The organism is Bartonella acomydis, from assembly GCF_039543025.1.
GTDB lineage: Bacteria > Pseudomonadota > Alphaproteobacteria > Rhizobiales > Rhizobiaceae > Bartonella > Bartonella acomydis.
On sequence record NZ_BAABIY010000096.1, the window covers coordinates 1 to 16,230 of the forward strand.

The 16,230-nt window shown below is 36.8% G+C and carries 15 protein-coding genes; 8 read left to right on the forward strand and 7 right to left on the reverse strand.

The features are described from left to right. Positions 1–28 precede the first annotated feature (28 nt). The 7 genes from ABD909_RS07770 (at position 29) to ABD909_RS07800 (ending at position 7,585) form a co-directional block, all read left to right on the forward strand. Complete coding sequence (locus tag ABD909_RS07770) at positions 29–2,365, forward strand: autotransporter outer membrane beta-barrel domain-containing protein (RefSeq protein WP_345097360.1); 2,337 nt, start codon at positions 29–31, stop codon at positions 2,363–2,365. A gap of 143 nt (positions 2,366–2,508) precedes the next feature. Further along, on the forward strand, positions 2,509–2,694 hold the full coding sequence (locus ABD909_RS07775; RefSeq protein ID WP_345097361.1) for a hypothetical protein: 186 nt from the start codon (positions 2,509–2,511) through the stop codon (positions 2,692–2,694). Further along, positions 2,691–3,110 (forward strand): hypothetical protein, encoded by a 420-nt coding sequence (locus ABD909_RS07780; protein WP_345097362.1) that lies wholly within the window; start codon positions 2,691–2,693, stop codon positions 3,108–3,110. The genes ABD909_RS07775 and ABD909_RS07780 overlap by 4 nt, the downstream gene beginning before the upstream one ends. A gap of 162 nt (positions 3,111–3,272) precedes the next feature. Continuing rightward, the gene (locus tag ABD909_RS07785; RefSeq protein WP_345097364.1) at positions 3,273–3,560 is read left to right on the forward strand and encodes a hypothetical protein; all 288 of its coding nucleotides are present in this window, start codon (positions 3,273–3,275) and stop codon (positions 3,558–3,560) included. A gap of 63 nt (positions 3,561–3,623) precedes the next feature. Next, complete coding sequence (locus tag ABD909_RS07790; protein ID WP_345097365.1) at positions 3,624–3,956, forward strand: hypothetical protein; 333 nt, start codon at positions 3,624–3,626, stop codon at positions 3,954–3,956. Between the two features lie 91 nt (positions 3,957–4,047). Further along, positions 4,048–4,416 carry an autotransporter outer membrane beta-barrel domain-containing protein gene (locus ABD909_RS07795; RefSeq protein WP_345097395.1) on the forward strand — a complete coding sequence of 123 codons (369 nt, stop codon included), beginning with the start codon at positions 4,048–4,050 and terminating at the stop codon, positions 4,414–4,416. A 253-nt stretch (positions 4,417–4,669) separates the two neighbouring features. After that, the gene (locus ABD909_RS07800) at positions 4,670–7,585 is read left to right on the forward strand and encodes an autotransporter outer membrane beta-barrel domain-containing protein (protein WP_345097366.1); all 2,916 of its coding nucleotides are present in this window, start codon (positions 4,670–4,672) and stop codon (positions 7,583–7,585) included. A gap of 601 nt (positions 7,586–8,186) precedes the next feature. Here ABD909_RS07800 and ABD909_RS07805 read toward each other — a convergent pair. The 5 genes from ABD909_RS07805 to parA all read right to left on the reverse strand — a co-directional run bounded on the left by ABD909_RS07805 (position 8,187) and on the right by parA (position 12,233). Then, a complete protein-coding gene (locus tag ABD909_RS07805; protein WP_345097367.1) occupies positions 8,187–8,594 on the reverse strand; it encodes a flagellar protein FlgN in 408 nt (135 codons plus the stop codon). A gap of 1,710 nt (positions 8,595–10,304) precedes the next feature. After that, on the reverse strand, positions 10,305–10,412 hold the full coding sequence (locus ABD909_RS07810) for an EexN family lipoprotein (RefSeq protein ID WP_345097368.1): 108 nt from the start codon (positions 10,410–10,412) through the stop codon (positions 10,305–10,307). Positions 10,413–10,467: 55 nt separating this feature from the next. Beyond that, entirely contained in the window at positions 10,468–10,680 is a 213-nt protein-coding gene (locus tag ABD909_RS07815; protein WP_345097369.1) for an EexN family lipoprotein, read from the reverse strand. A gap of 693 nt (positions 10,681–11,373) precedes the next feature. After that, positions 11,374–11,607, reverse strand: coding sequence for a plasmid partition protein ParG (locus ABD909_RS07820; protein ID WP_345097370.1), 234 nt, complete (start codon positions 11,605–11,607; stop codon positions 11,374–11,376). Further along, positions 11,604–12,233 (reverse strand): ParA family partition ATPase, encoded by a 630-nt coding sequence (gene parA / locus ABD909_RS07825; RefSeq protein WP_345097371.1) that lies wholly within the window; start codon positions 12,231–12,233, stop codon positions 11,604–11,606. The genes ABD909_RS07820 and parA overlap by 4 nt, the downstream gene beginning before the upstream one ends. 422 nt (positions 12,234–12,655) lie before the next feature. Here parA and ABD909_RS07830 point away from each other — a divergent pair, with 422 nt between their 5' ends. Continuing rightward, positions 12,656–12,994 (forward strand): protein tyrosine phosphatase family protein, encoded by a 339-nt coding sequence (locus ABD909_RS07830; RefSeq protein WP_345097372.1) that lies wholly within the window; start codon positions 12,656–12,658, stop codon positions 12,992–12,994. Between the two features lie 680 nt (positions 12,995–13,674). Here the strand turns inward: ABD909_RS07830 and ABD909_RS07835 are convergent. Together ABD909_RS07835 and ABD909_RS07840 are read right to left on the reverse strand one after the other, a co-directional pair. Then, on the reverse strand, positions 13,675–14,676 hold the full coding sequence (locus ABD909_RS07835; protein WP_345097373.1) for a bifunctional riboflavin kinase/FAD synthetase: 1,002 nt from the start codon (positions 14,674–14,676) through the stop codon (positions 13,675–13,677). After that, the gene (locus ABD909_RS07840; RefSeq protein ID WP_345097374.1) at positions 14,676–15,521 is read right to left on the reverse strand and encodes a TIGR01459 family HAD-type hydrolase; all 846 of its coding nucleotides are present in this window, start codon (positions 15,519–15,521) and stop codon (positions 14,676–14,678) included. The genes ABD909_RS07835 and ABD909_RS07840 overlap by 1 nt, the downstream gene beginning before the upstream one ends. Positions 15,522–16,230: the final 709 nt, after the last annotated feature.

Consider the following 16,230-nt stretch of genomic DNA (forward strand, 5'->3'; position numbering starts at 1 on the left):
AAGACATACCAATACTAAAGGCATATCTATGTGTAAGAAATCTATTTATAAGAAAAATCTTTTGTTATGTACAATTGCTGGAACTTTCATTTTTTCTCATTTCGCTCAAACTTATGCAAATACACAACCCCCTACAATGACTATGGTTCGTGCAGATAAGGCAGAAGAAGAAAAAACCTTTAAGAATGTTTTTGTCCGCAGTCGTTATACTACAGGGGTTGCTGATGACAAAGCCTTTATTATCATTAAAGATTCCACAATGCGCTCAGATGGCACTGTGCTTTCTGCATCAACAGGTGGACACATGCACGCTAAAAAAATTGTGGGTAAGGCAGATGTGCGTGGTTTAGATATTACCAACGGAACAATCCATGTTGAGGATTCCATCATAACCGTTCCCGGACACCATAAAAGCTACGGTATCCGTTTTGATTACATTTCGGATTCTTACGTAAAAGAAGGAGAAAAGGTTATCAATAAAGCAATTCTTACCAATACAAAACTTCTTATGACAGATGGCATTGGTATTGTAGGACCACTTTCCTCAAAATCTATTGCTGAGGTCTCTCTTAAAAATTCAGAAATTCGTGCTGATATGTTGTTGAAAAATAAAAGTGTGCGAGAAGATAATAAGCCTAAGATTCTCACATTAACAGCTGATCATTCAATTATGGAAGGAAAAGTAAAAACATTGCCTCAAAATGTAACAGCTTTTACTCTGAACAACGGCAGTAAGTGGCACTTAAAGGCTAGCCAATTTGAAGTAGAAGATGAATTAAGTTCATCTCATTCGTACACGCTCCTTGATATTAAACAACGAACACAATCTGTTGTTTCAATACTGAACCTTAATAATAGCTCTATCATATTTAATGCACCGCATGACTCGGTAAAGGGTTATTATCAAACCTTAAATGTAGGAAAACATCCACAAGCTGAAGAGTCTGAAGCGCAGGAAAATGCATCTCCTAATGAAGCAATAGTTTACAATGCAACGGGTGATGCAAAGATTTATTTCAATACTGAGTGGAGCAATGGTTTAGAGAAAGAACAACAAAAAACGGACCGTCTTCTTGTTCGTGGGAATGTATCAGGCACCACAACAATTTATTTTAATAATCTTTCCAATAGTGAAATATCAAATACCGAGGATTTTCTCCCCTTAAACACACGGGGTCTTTCCCTCATTCAAGTGTTTGGAAAAGCCGATGAAACTGCCTTCAAACTGGCAAATGGCTACGTCACAATGAATGAATTGCCCTATAAATATGTATTAAACGCCTATGGACCAACATCTAGCCGTGGGAATTCTGATGATGAGCAGAGCTTTTTAGAAGAAGGTAAAGATTTTTGGGACTTCCGTCTACAAAATGCTACTCTTGATCTACAAGCTGAAATCAGAGCTCTTGTTCCTCAAGTGGCAAGCTATTTGGTAATGCCTAACGCTGTATTCTCCACTGGACTTTCTGATGTAAGCCAACAAAATGCATTATTAGATCATATGCGCTCATCAACGGTTGGAGCAGCAGACAATAAAAACAAAGGCATCTTCTTCTCAGGCTATGGTAATAAGATGACATTGTCTTCTCACCGCACCCCATTGCAATATGGCTATGGTGCCGATGTTCACTATGGCGCCTTACAAGCAGGCATTACATTAGCAACACTAGAAGATCAAAACATCACGACAAATCTTGGTCTTTTAGGAACCTATGGAAAACTGGCTTTTACCCCAAAAGATATAGAAGGGGCTGATAAGAGTACACTCGATAAATGGTCTCTTGTAGCGTATGGTAGCTTCCACCATGACATTGGTTTTTATGGTAATGCCCTCTTCTCTTACGGCGCTCTTAATGGAAATATTACCACAGCTTTCAGAGGAAAAACCGCAGAATTAAAGAACACTGCAGTATTGAATATATCAGCCACCGTTGGGCAAAGACTAGCAACTGGTACGAAAGGTTTAATCTTTGAACCACAAGCACAACTTATTTATCAACATGTTGCGTTTGGTACTCTTTCAGATGTTGATAGCTTTAATGTAGATATGGAGACCCCTCATCAATGGTTGCTACGTGTTGGTGGACGTTTAACGCAAACAACACTTCCTCTTGAAAAAGATTGTGCCGTTTCTTTCTATGGCAAATTAAACGTTATTAAAACTTTTTCCGGTAAGGGCACCATACAAATTGGTGATACTTTCCATCTTGATCCTATGGGAGCTGCCATTGAAGGTGGATTTGGTGTGAATGCAAAATTATCACAAAATATCGCCCTTCATGCTGATGTTAATTACCAACAAAAACTTCAAAAAGCAGGTATATCTGGAATAAATGTTTCTGGTGGAATGCGTTACCACTTTTAAAAATCTCTGGTCGTTATTTTAAAACATATGCAGCGCTGAAATATCAACAGCGCTGTTTAAGTTATGAAAATTGCAAAAAGCCTAATGCAGCAAAAAATTATAAAGTTTTTATCAAAAAAGAAAAATATCTCAGGAGCATTTCTATGCATAAAAAACATTTATTATTATGTACAGCCGCTTGTGCTTTGTTTTTTTCTTATTTTAATGCAACTTATACAAGAAACGCTTCTGACTTACCCCCTCAAACACGCTATGCACTTGAAGGTCTTCATCATTCTCAAAAGGACTTTATCAATTCCCCAACAATGAAAACAAACATAAAGCGATGAGTTCCTTTGGCATAGTTGGAAAGAATCCATATTTCAATGAGGCAATCCAAGATAATTTAAGTGAAATGAAAAATCGCATTAACCGTTTTGCCTTATTTTCTGGTTATTATAGATCTAGTACCCATAGAAATGAATTGATGGATAAGCTTGGTCATATGTATGCAAATGCCTTAGCTGATCAATACAATTTAGAGGTTTTGAATAGTATTCCAATAGCAACAATAGAAGAGCTTGAAAATATGGCTTCTGGTAGCATGATGGGAGAAAATTCATATTTCAGTAAAGAGTTGAAAGAGGGATTAAACAAAATAGCAAATGATATTAGAAAACAATTCAAAGATGCTAGTAGAGATCTGTCAGATAAAAAAATAACATATATAACCACGCTATGGCAAACCAATACAATCATGATATAAAACACATGATGTTAACTAATGCCAAGCTTGAAAAATATAACCAATATCAATTGAAAGAAACGAAGAGCGCCTTACAAAGACAAAACGAAGAACTTTCTGATACCATACGCACAGCAGTAATAGACACTTGAAACACTAGTACAATAAAAAATGCAGAAGAAAGTGCTGTCAATAAATTCTCCTCTGCACTTGCTATTACAAAAGATTAAAGGCAATGCATCCACAATAACAAGTCATGCAATTATTCTGCAACCTAAAATCGATAAAGCTTTGCAAGCGAATATTTATCTAAAAAACAAAACTGCTTCTTCATCCTCGAAAATAACTCTTAAATCATCAGCAGATCATATGACTTTGCCAGCAAAGATTGATGCTTCCAATCAAACGACAATCAAAGCTGAGAATGGATCTAAGTTTGCAAATGATAAAGAAAACACAGCTTTATCTTAAACCTTAACCAGTTCTGAAGTAAAAACCAAACCTCTTACAGCACAAATAGCGAGCGACTTGGTAATGTCTCATGCTTTGTTAGCTGTTGGAATTGCAGATGTAAACAATCAAGATATCCTGTTGGACAATATGCGAATAACAATGTTTGAACCAAAGGATAATAAAGAGACAGGTTTTTCTTTTTCCACTTATAGAGAGAGAATGACCTTATCTTCTAACCATCATTCGCCACAACAGAGTACGGATGCCGATATTCGCTACGCTGCATTACAAGCAGTACTTACCTTAATTGTCTTAGAAAATAAAAATACCAGCACACATTTTGGTCTTTTTGAAACATATGGCAAATTAGCTTTCACTCCCAAAAATACACAAACCTCTCAAAAAATATGCTGAATAAATGATCTCTCAGCGCATATGGCAACATTCAGCATGACAGTGGCGTCTATGCAAGGCATCGCTTTCCTATGGAATTTTCAAAGGGGATATCACCACCGCTCTCACTCAAAATACCAAACAAATAAGTGGCACCAGAACATTGGGAGCTTCTGTCACCATTGGTCAGAAATTGCCAACTATTGTTGAGGGAATAATATTTGAACCCCAAGCACAATTTTCTTATCAGCGTCTCATGCTTGGCATTCTTTCAGATACAGAAAACTTTAAAGCGAACATGGGCAATCCTTATCAATGGTTATTGCGGATTGGCGAACGTTTAATGCAAAACAAAGGCTATGCTATCTCCTTCTATGGTAAATTCAATGTGATAAACACTTTCGATAAAAAGAGTACCTTACAGATTGGTAAAAAGAGTTTTCAATTTACTCCTTTGGAACTTCCCTCGAAGGAGGGTTAGGTGTTAACGCACATTTATCGCCAAATATCACCCTTCATGGAGACATCAGCTATCAACATACACTTAAAAAAGTTGGTATCTTTGGAATACACGTCTTCGGTGCGATGCGTTATCACTTTAAAAATCTCTATTTCATAGCCTTGAAATATCAAGAGTCCCCCATATGTTTTATTATGTATTTTATAAAAAAACATAATGGGTGAAATTCCCATTTTTTTAAAGAAGGGGAAGATAATGCTCGAGGATATTTTATATGAAAAAAAGCTTTTTACTATACACTGTTTCTGGAGTTCTATTTTGCTCTTCTTCTAGTTTGTCCTATGCTTTTCCGGGAGTTTTTCTATTACCCAATGCTAAACCCTCGTTTGCACAACTTATATCAGAGAGTAAGCGTGAGGCGAGTACATCTACAAACGGCATGCCTCTCCTAACAAAAGTAGCATCTACAGGAGGACAAGGAGGCGTGCAAGCAAAGTCCCCTTCATCTGGAACAAATCCTCAACCTACAGCAGATAACGCGATGACGTCTGCAGCGCCCGTCGTTAAATCTAGAAGACGTCCAACCCTTTCTTCCTCTTCTACACCGCCTACCACAGAGGGAACCTTATCGAGTTCTTCTATATCCTCACAATCTGTATCAAAAAACCCAACACCAGAAGCATCTACAAAACCTGAAGCTATTACAAGACCAGCATCAGAAACACAAGCCGCACTGACAAGATCTGAAACTGCAAAACGCGTAGGAGAAGAACCATCAGCAGCGTTTGCGCTACCTAGTGCATTACGCCCCGTAGCAGGATCGTTACCAATAGTTGCAAAAGAAATGGTAAAGCTAGCAGATGGAGGGCAGTCAATCTCTGTAAAATCAGAACCTAAACAGTCAGCACCTGTACAGCTTGAAAAACCAGAACAAGGTGAGAGTATAAAAATTGAAGTAGCAGATGGTAAAACTGTAACTTTTCAGAATGCTAAAATTCAAGACGATTTTTTTGCTGTGCATGCAGAAGGAAAAAATTCACTCGTCAAAATACAAGAAGGAACAGTCTCTGCAAAGTTTGTTGCATTGAGTGCATCGAATGAGGGAGCAATTGATGCCACAAGAATTACTGCAACAGCAGAAACAGCTGGTTTGCTCAGCGTCAATGGCAAAATCAGCCTTAAGGATTCAACCATAAATGTCACAGGTGATTATGAAACAAGTGGTATTGTTTTCCAGAAAAATCCGTATTATGCGCCTGAAAAGCCCCATGCACCCAGTGCTGAACAAAAAGCAAATACCGTCCAAGAACAAAATTTTGCCAATACAGTGATCTTCGATAAAACAAAGCTTTTCGTTGAAAATGGTGTAGGCATTAGCATTTATGGATTAGACAAGGATGCTGAAGTTAGTCTCAAAGATTCAGAAATCCGTGCTGATCTTTTGCTAAAAAATACAAAAAGAGAGCAACCGCATGCACAGACCTTTACATTAACGACCAATCATTCTCACTTAGAAGGTCGCGTGAGAACATTAGAAGAGAACAAAACCATCTTTGATCTTACAAACGGCACAAAATGGCTTTTAAAGGCAAATAAAAATATGTTGAATAATGATAAGGATTCATCTGACTATGTACAGTTTGCTGTTGATGAGAAGTCATATTCCAATCTTTCCAAACTCAGTCTTACAGACAGCATGATTGAATTTGCGGAACCAACAGCAGGACAATTCCAAACCTTATTGGTAGGACTTAACCCACAGCAAGAAAATACAGAACAAGATACGACGGCTGTGTATAGTGCAAAAGGTACTGCAGAAATTTATTTGAATTCTCGCTGGAGCAATCATTCTCCAGTGTCGGAGCAAAAAACCGACCGCCTTGTCATTCATGGTGATGTCTCTGGAGCTACTAAAGTTCACATTAATCTTCTAGAAAAGGATAAAAAGCTAACTGATAGTAGTTCTGTTTGGGGAGAACAGATGGCTTCACTCCCCTTAGAAGCTCAGGGAATTTCAGTTATTCAAGTTTCTGGAAAAGCGGATGAAAATTCCTTCAGGTTAGCAGGAGACTATATAACAATGGGTGGTTTGCCTTATAAATATACCCTCAATGCCTATGCACCAGGAGCATCCCATGAAAATCAAAACCTCTTTGGTAAAAATGATCGTGATTTTTGGGATTTTCGCTTACAAAATGCTTATCTTGATAAAGACAAGAAAATCAGAGCCCTTCTACCACAGGTAGCAAATTATTTGGTGATGCCTGGTGCTTTATTTTCTGCTGGATTTACGGATGTAAACAAACAAAACACATTGTTAGATAATCTATATACCACAGTGTTTGAAGCAAAAAATAAAGAGAAAAACTCAATCTTTTTATCCTCTTATGGTGAAAAAGTTACCTTGTCTTCCCATCGTGATCCCCTACATTATGGTTACGGTGCTGATATAAATTATGGTGCACTACAAATAGGTATCGTATTAGCAACATTAGAAGGAAAAGATATCAATACACATTTTGGTCTTTTAGGAAGCTATGGAAAACTTGCCTTTACTCCAAAGGACATGCAAGATTCTGAAAAAACTACGCTTGATAAATGGTCTCTCACCGCTTACAGTGGTCTTCAACATAGAAACGGGGTGTACGTAAATGCGCTTCTTTCTTACGGGGCTTTAAAAGGAAATATCACCACAGCTCTCATTGGCAACGCTGCAAAATTGGATGGTAGCAAAACGCTCAATATGTCTGCAACGATTGGCCAAAAATTAGCAACTGGTATGGAAGGATTTCTATTTGAGCCACAGATGCAATTTATTTATCAAAAACTTACGTTTGATATAATTTCAGATGCCAACAATTTGGCAGTTGATATGGGCAATCCGCATCAATGGTTAGTACGAGTTGGTGGACGTTTAACACAAACTCTTAATACAACAGAAGAAGGCAATGCTTTTTCTTTTTATGGTAAACTAAATGTTATCAAAGCCTTTGCTGATGGTAAAACAATAAAAATTGCCGACACTTTTCATCTCGATTCTATTGGTTCCTCCATTGAAGGTGGTATTGGTGTTAATGCCTTCCTCTCTTCAAATATCGCTCTCCATGGTGATATTAGTTATCGGCAAAAACTGCAAAAAGCCGGTGTATCTGGAACAAATTTTTCTGGCGGAATACGTTATCATTTCTAAAACAAAGTCAGTATTAATTTTAATAAAGGCAGCATTTTATGCTGCCTTTTATGATTCCTATTTCACAAAAATTTTATGAGAAAATACTAAAGAACTATTCAATAGGCGGACAAGCCTTCTGCCAATTATCAAAATGGAAAATAACCTTCTCTTACTTACAAAAGTTTGATTTATAATGATAATCTACTGTTATGTAACTTGAATGAGAACCTTAAAACCGTAAGATTCTCCCATTCGAAATCTGTGTAGTTGAATCAATCAAAATCATTTTCTTGCACACCAAAAGCGAAATTGGCGTGCAGATAAAATTATACACGAAAGGACTAAAAATGCCTCTTACTAAAGCTTCTCAAGCCAAAAACTGTCGGCAGCATTAAACGCTGGCAAAGTATATGATGGAGCCGGCTTACAATACCATTCTCTCTAGTTTACAACGCCTTTCTCTCTAATTAATGGAGCTTAAGTTAAAAGGCAGATCTTTTGCTATAAGTATCAAATTTATCTCATTAGGTTACGCTCAAAATGAAAAGATGCATAAGCTAAACAAATCCATCCCCTCTCATTCTTTCAGTGAAAATTTCCTCTATTAACTGAACTTTGCTCACAGACCTTCTGCTTCTTTCGCCCGAACCGCAACTTGCACCACTTGTGAAAGATCATTGACAGCACCCAAATGTGTTTGAAGCAATTCACTATTACGCTGTAATTTTTCCTGTAAATCTGCGAGCAAACTTTCAACCTCATTTTCAATATCTTCATTCATATAGCGTTTCACATCGTTTATAGACTTATTAAGGTCACGTAAGCCACGTATTTTACATAAATTGATTTCTTCATAATCTGGAACACCACTGCTTTCTAGCATATTGCTTTCATAATCGACCACTTGTGCCAATCCTTTAACAGCAGCAACAAATTTTGTCATAGCCCAATCCCGATCAATAAGATTATTATCAAGGACTTTTGCTTTTGCTGCAAAACTATCATCACCATATTGCATGACAGACATTTTATTTCCCCTTCATTTTGCTCAATCTTGCTCTCAAATATCAAATAAGGAAGATTATATAGCTTTCTCTTTAAATACTGATACACTTAAATTGCATACACACTCAATTACACCCATTGTACGCACAATCATTGTGAAAATATTGCTCCAACACCAGCCCAATAATTCTAAAAAGCGTATAGTTCTTCGGCTTTCAACACATTATTCTTCACGCATTATCTAGAATATCTCTTCGCTCCCCTCCACTCTTAGTGCAATAATAATTCAGCAAAATGCTGTAAATTATCATATCATTCTGCAGTGGATATTAGAAAGCTTCAAATTTATTCTGACGCAAAGCCGTTTTATTGTCCAAATCTTTTTCTCTGTTTATCGACCTTAGACAAAAAACGATAATGTGTTAACACGCACATATGCCAATAAAAATTCGTAGCTTATAAAAACTGAAACGCATTACAGATTTCAGCAAGTTAAAGATTTTAGCATTTCACCCTCCATAGCCCTTGGCTTTTTATGCACCCGACACGACATGCACTTTAGCATACAGACAAATCCGGTTTGCACACACCCAGAAAGATTGCCTCTTCCATACCCTTTTTGCACATACAGAATTTTGCATAAAACCCAAAAAGAGCAATCTTTCGAACAAATCAGCCACATGGCATTCTCAAAAAAGACATTTTAAATAACCAAACAGCCACCAATCTGCCTTTTTTAACGATCATTAGCTTTTCTTTGCAATGAGAGACTATATAGGATTTTTGCCTACCTTGCAAGAGTTCCTAAAAACATACAGTTTTATAAATTTTCAAAAACTTTAAATTGTCTCACTTTGAGGTTTACGGTATTTCTTTACAACATTATCTTCTCCATATCCTTGCATTAAATAATGTGTAAGTTTGCCTGTTAATGCCACTTTGTTACACTGAAACTCCATAGGTAAAAATCATCAAAACAAGAAGTTTCTACAAAATATAAAACGTCACCTATTCCATGCTCCCAGTTTTAAAGCACTTCCCATCCTTCATAAGAAAAAATTTAAGCTTGCTGTATATGTGATATCAGCATATATTACAGACTGTAACATATTGTTATAAACAAGCTTGATCCACAAAGAACAGTGAGAGGTTCTTATGGCTGATATGATAAAAACTGCTATGCTTTATTCAACCTTTATTGTTACTATCAATGCTGTTGTCGTGCTAGCTCTCATAATAGAAACACAATAGGCAGACTCTCTCAAGCTTTTGTATGATCTGCAATGAATGAATTCTATCATCATACTGAAAAATATCTTTTACAACATTCACAGATCATTTTCCCTTCTATAAAAGGTAGAAAACAACAAGCACTACCACCAATGGTGATAAGGTGTATAAACAGAGTGCAGCTTGTACTGATATTTTAAATGCAAATCTGTATTCTTTTATGACTACTAAAGACTTAGCATCCAGAAAAAGAAAAAACTCTCCACAAAGGAGAGGTTTTTTTTATTTAAAGTATTCCTCTTTAGCTTGCAGCAGAAAAAACAAGATACCCATTTGTTTAGAAAAACGCTGCTATCCTTTTATTTTCAGATCCAGGAGATTTTAAGTACAGTTTTCCAACCTCATGTTAAAATTCACATACCAAGTTCATTACTTGCTTTTAAAACATTTTTACAATTCTCAGATGCTTGAAAAGACGGACCTGCAGCCTCACATTTCTTATCTATTTATCGAGTAATTTTCCATCTTTCTTAAAATCTTCTACGCTATAGACCTTTTCTTTACAACCAGTAACAGCAAATCCAATGCAAAGCAGCAATGCTATGATCATGACTTTGTTTATAAATAAATGCCCCTCTTTTCGGATTTATAAAGTTTAGACACAATCAGTGCCTCATAAAAAGCTCCATATATGCTTGTCGAAGATTTTTACAATTTTGAGAAGACTTTAGAGGTGAATCGTCCTTCTCACATTTTTTTGTCCATTCCTCATATAATTTTTCATTTTTCTTAAAATCTTCTACGCTGTAAGTTTTTTCGCAACCTGCAACAGCAAATCCAATACAAAGCAGCAAGACTGTGATAATGACTTTATTCATAATTTTACCCCTCTTTTGTTTTACACTTTAATTGGCTATAGAGTTGTTTCCCATCATCTCTGTACGCGCTTAAAATATTTTCTTTGAAAAATTCTCACAGCTGCAACACAAACATAGGAAATGATAAGAGCCGCTTACATTGGTAAGACTAACATTTGCAACTCTCCCAGCAAAGCTTTGATATAACCTCGCATATCCTCACAACAATACTGAGAGTGACATTTAAAAAGAATCTTACATATTCTCAGCAAAACAAAGAAATTAAGCCCTATATCCTCAAGAAATCATCACAGTTCATGAAAAAATGCACACCGATAAAACAGCACAAATGCAAGAAACAATATCAGTGAATAAAAAACTTATTTTCAGCCCCCCTTCCGAACTTTAAGAATAACTTATAGCTAAAGAAATTGGCGATAATGCTAACTATTTTATCATAAAGTAAACAAATACTAATTTCACATTGAGAAACGTTATCAACACAATTCTATCAAGAAAACTTCTGCATTTCTTCAACAATTTTCGTACAAGTAATCCTATGAATGATCACGCCCATAGATGAGGAATGGAGAAACATCATATATTTCATTGTATGTGAATGCCGTAAAACACAGCAATTTTCTTTATACAATTGAGCATATTTGCCTATTAGAAAAAGGCTTCAAACCAATGAAAGCATATTATCGTGTATTATTATTTTAGTTTTCCATATTTCTGTGCAAGCAATTCGCGCACCTCATCCGCTATTTTCGTTCCACGACTTGCACAACTCACCTTAATCAAGCGATGCAAACTTTCCGATACATCAATTGTAAGGCGCTTCATACCGCCCTCTATACTGCCTTTATTATTTTCCACCCATGCATCAGCTGTTAAAGGAATTGACTTATTGGTTGGCTTTGTGCCAATTTTAATTTTTTTACTCATCCTAAGAACTCCTTGATTTCCGTTGCAACAGCTTCAATTTCTGCTGCCGCTTGTCCATGCTTATCGATTTCATAAACGGCTTTTCCCTGTGCAGCAGCTTCCGCAAAAATCACGCGCTGAGCAATGTAAGCAGAAAGCACATGCACAGGATATACTCCAAGAGCCTCTGCCACATCACGCCCTATCGCGGTATTAACTATTTTACGATTAATAACAAAAGCAGATTTGAGATTTTCTTTATAAACCCGTGCTTCGTCAATAAGTTTTACAATACCATCGGCTGCCCAAATATCATAGGGACTAGGTTGCACAGGAATAAGCACAAAATCCGAAGCCATAAGAGCACTGCGAGCAAGATCAGTCACCCGAGGGGGACCATCAATAATGATATGATCGTAATCATGACAAATCTGTGTAATCTCTTTATGAACCGTTGCACGCGGCAAACCAAGCACTGGAAATAAGGGAGCCTCCTCACGCGCAGCAGCCCAATCCAAGGCACTCCCTTGCGGATCAGCATCAATAAGCAAGACACGTGTTCCAGAATGCGCAAAACTGGCAGCAAGATTCACACTCAAAGTGGTTTTTCCTACCCCTCCCTTTTGATTCAAAATTCCAATGATCATTCATTACGCCTTTCAGCTTTATCGTTTTTACGATTATACAGAAAACAACAAAGCAGGCAAGCATCTCACACGCACAAAAACAAAAACTTCCCCCATTCTATCATAAAGAAACAGTCAAATTTTTCCTTTATGATGTTCTTTTAAATAGATGAAAGAAAAAATATTGTCTCACTTGGGGAGCGAAGGTTAGATGAGAGAAAACAATAGGCGATCCAATATCAATCAAAGCGTTCATGAAGATACAGCAAATAAAATTTACCACGGTACAATTTATTGTTTCAAAACCAAGCCTCTTTTTCTCGACAAAAAAGGCTTTTTTAAGATACAAGCAAATGCTCAGCTTTCATTATATTTCCCTTCATTATATTTTTTAAATATAGCAGAAAACATCATGAAGAGAGCGCTATGGGAGAAAAACAAAAATGCATTTACAACAAATTGACCCCGACACTTTTATTAGTGGTCAAATTAGCATCGAAAATGTCAAAATATTAGCACAAGCAGGCTTTAAAACGATTATCTGTAACCGCCCCGATCAAGAAGAGCCTCACCAACCTGATTTTTTCACCATTAAAGCAACAGCAGAGGAATATGGCATAACAGCCCATTATATTCCTATCGTGCCACCAACTATAAAACCATCAGATATTGAAACCATGAAAACAATTTTAAAAACAGCACAAAAACCTCTTCTCGCCTATTGCCACCACGGAACACGCTCAAGATATCTTTATCAGTTGTCCTGCCTTGACTTGCCTTAAAGGGGGGATTACACCCTCAGGCAAAAGAGCACTGCCAAAAATGCTATCCAAATCCTATGATATTTCACACCTACGCGCTCATTTTAAAGAGACATCTCGCCATACTCACCTCATCTAACGACTTCGCCCATAAACAGTATAACAGTAAAACCCCAATATCACGATAAAACATTAATGCATCAGAGTCCTTACACTCACAAAAAAGTAAGTTGGTACCATCACACGCTTGACCAGCGCAAAATATTGCGAAAATCCTTGGTGCTTGAAAGCGTTCATAACAGGCATTTTTATTCTTTTCTAAACAGTTTCACAAACCAATCTTGCTTGTAACATGCAAGACAAGGATTTTGATGAGCTTTACAAGCAATTTTTAAAACAGCATTTTTTCATCTGCCACTGTCATAAAATAAGTTCTCTACACTTTATTGGTGAGCACATTTTTCATCATAGCTCTTAACGGATCAGAAAGAAACAAGCAGTAAAGTTTTACAGAAGAACCATAAAATTCTATAAAATTATGAAAAAGATAAAGACAATGCTTAAATCAGATCAGCATATATTCGATACCGCCTCCCAACAACGCAAAAAGCATATACTTCATGATGTTTTAGAATACATCTTCGTGATCATAGTCAGCTTAAGTGCTATTTTTGCTGCCCTTATTTCTTTTTCAGATCAACTTAAGACATATTTTTAAAAGTAAGCCGCTCATCCAGCTGTGATAACGGTTGTACTTTTGCTAAAATTGCTTTTGCTACCCTCTCATCACATTGCATTTGTGCAATTAAAGGCTCTAGCCCATCAAATTTTTCCTGCCCGCGTAAAAATTGAAAAAAAGACACGGTGCAACTTTCTCCATAAAGATCATCATGAAAATCAAACAAATAAGTTTCTAACAGCGGAGCACCATTTTTGACAACCGTTGGACGACAACCAAAACTTGCCACCCCATCATGCAAAACACCGTTAGCACGACGCAATCGTACGGCATAAACCCCATGCGCCAAACTGGCTTGTTGAGAGAGCATTTGATTAGCGGTCGGAAATCCTAAAAGGCGTCCAAGTTGCTCGCCTTGAATAACTTTTGAGCGCACGCGATAACGCGTGCCTAACAAAAGCGCAGCTTTTTCCACCTGTCCTTGAGAGAGAAGTTTACGAATAGAACTAGAGGAAACAATCAATTTCTGTGAATCCTGCCTGCTTAATAAGCAAGGCATTTGTACAACCTCAAATCCATATTCTTTTCCCTTTTGATAAAGCAGCTGTGAATTTCCACTTTTTTTGTGACCAAATTGAAAATTTTCACCCGTTACCACCACACAAACATCAAAAGCTTCTTTTAAAATAGCCTGAATAAATTGCTCCGCTGAAAGAGCAGAAAATTGTGCATCGAAGGGCTGTTCAATCACTCCATCAAAGCCGAGGATTTTAAAAATTTCAGCCTTTTCAGCCGCCTCTGTCAACCGATCAACAGGGGTTGAGGGCTGGAAAAAGCTCCTTGGATGCGGTTCAAAGGTTAAAACAACAGCCGGTTTATTTTTTATGCATGCTAAATCAAGTGCTTTTTGTAACACCATCTGATGCCCACAATGGACACCGTCAAAATTTCCAAGTGCCAACACCGCTCCCCGCCAAGCCATAGGAAACTTATCAATCCCCTTAAGACGCAAAAAATCAGACATTACTGAAGTGCCCACATAATTGCTTGTGGCCTATAGCCATGACGGTCAAGAAAAGAATGCAAAGCTTGCTTATCCACCACACCGTTTTGCATATAATCATAACGGTGAATACCACCTGTGATATAAAGAACATCAAGACCAAAATGGATAGCACCTTTAACATCGGTCAAAAGACCATCACCAATAGCCAAAACCTGACTTTTTTCCACGATTCCACGAATTTTTTGTAACTTTTCAAAGGCACATTCATAAATAGGTGCGTGGGGTTTTCCGGCAATACGCACTTCGCCTCCCAATTGCTGGTAAAGACGTGCCAACGCACCAGCGCACCAAAATTCTTTATTTCCATAATGAACAATTACATCGGGATTGGCACAAATAAAAGGCAAATTGCGCGCACGCATACGCAAAAACATCTCTTTATAAGCAGCTGGTTCTTCATCAAACTCTTCAAGAAAACCACTACAAACCACAACAGCAGCGTCTCGTTCTTCCACCAATTCACAATCCAACCCTTCAAACAACATCAAATCACGTTGTTGACCAATAAAAAAAACTTTCCGTGGAGCAGCACGAAGAAGATCACGCGTGACATCCCCTGAAGTAATAATGGCATCATAATAATCACCATGCACATTCATACTTTGTAATTGAGCAATGACATCTTCTCGTGGCCTAGGTGAATTGGTTAAGAAAATGACACTTTTTCCCATTCTTCGAATTTTGTACAACACTTCCAATGCTGGTGCAAATGCATGCACACCATTATGCACCACACCCCACACATCGCAAAAAACAGCATCATAGCGCGCTATAACAGTCTCAATATGAGTAAGTTCATTCATCTTGCACCTAATTTATATCTTTGCCATTTATTAAACTGTCTTTTGCTTTAAAATTTCTTATCGAAAGAATATTTTTCTATTATCTGCTTTCTCAACGCTGTGTTTCCCCTTCTCATCAAGCAAAGCACAGCCTAGAGGAGAAAAATTCTAAAACACCTCATACGAAAAATGAGGAATTCTACGATACCATTTCTCCTCATAAAAACTTGAATTCTCAAAATGACTGTCTATAGTTTTTATTGTAAAATACTCAAGTTTTTATTTTAACAATCAACGAATAAATATTTGCAGAAGAAAAAAGAAATTTTTTCATTTTCCTAAAACACTTTTGCTTGAAGAAAAACAGCAGATTGAGCCTAGAAACTCTGCAACAGAGTTTATATATACAATAACTCTTTAGTAAAAAGATTGAAGATTATTTAAGATTTATTGTTTAATAATAACTTAATTATAGTAATAATACAAAAGATAATTCAAGAATATATTACAAATAATTTTAAAAAATTTATCTCTATACAAAAAAATACTATAAAAATTGTTTATTCATTCACTTTTTATTTTTTCAGCATAAAAGAAGCAAAATCAGCATGTTATGCTTTTTGCGCAGCAGAAGATAGGTTTTTATCATCTACTGATGAGGCAAAAAACACCAGAAGTATCAAGCATCAACTTTTATGATCACTAGCAGCATTTATTACAATACACACGA